Source organism: Clostridium tarantellae, from assembly GCF_009295725.1.
Classification (GTDB): domain Bacteria; phylum Bacillota; class Clostridia; order Clostridiales; family Clostridiaceae; genus Sarcina; species Sarcina tarantellae.
This window is the reverse complement of record NZ_WHJC01000600.1, coordinates 1-659: the sequence shown is the minus strand read 5'-3', so window position 1 is coordinate 659 and position 659 is coordinate 1. Positions and strand designations below refer to the sequence as shown.

The window sequence follows — 659 nt, the reverse complement described above, 5'->3', positions numbered from 1 at the left end:
AATAGGTGCTAATAGTTCAGACTTCCAAAGGAAAATGCAGGATGTAACAAGACAATTAAAGGTTACTCAAAGTGAATTTAAGTTAGCTAGTGAATCAGCTAAATTATTTGGTAATTCCACAGATCAGTTAAAGGCAAAGCAAGGTGAGTTAGAAAATAAATTAAAAGGGCAACATACTATTTTAAAAATGCAAGGAGATAGTATAAAAAATATTACTAAAGATATTAAAGCCTATAAAGATGCCAATGGGGATTTAGCAAAAAAAATTAAGGAAACGGAAAAGGAAGAAAAGGAAGCAGTAAAAACCTATGGTAAAGGTTCAAAGGAAGTTAAAGCTCTTAATGATAAACTTAAAACTTTAAAAGAACAGTATGCCAAAAATGAAAAAGCCATAGGAACCTGTAATAAAAAAATAGATAATCAAAAAATTAAAATGAATGAAGCAAAGATTGCCATTGAAAGAACTAAAAAAGCCATTGAAGAAAATAATAAGGCTCTTGAAAAAATGGGAGATAAATTTGCAAAAGCAGGTGAAAAGGCAGAAAAGATTTCTGATAAAATGAAGCCAGTATCTTTAGGCATAGTAGGAGTTGGTACTGTAGCAGGTAAAATGGCTATTGATTTTGAAGATAGCATGGCTAAGGTTTCTACCATAGCAG

The 659-nt window shown here is 31.0% G+C and carries 1 pseudogene; it reads left to right on the top strand.

The features are described from left to right. A pseudogene (locus GBZ86_RS17585) lies at positions 1-659 on the top strand (phage tail tape measure protein); the annotation flags it as partial.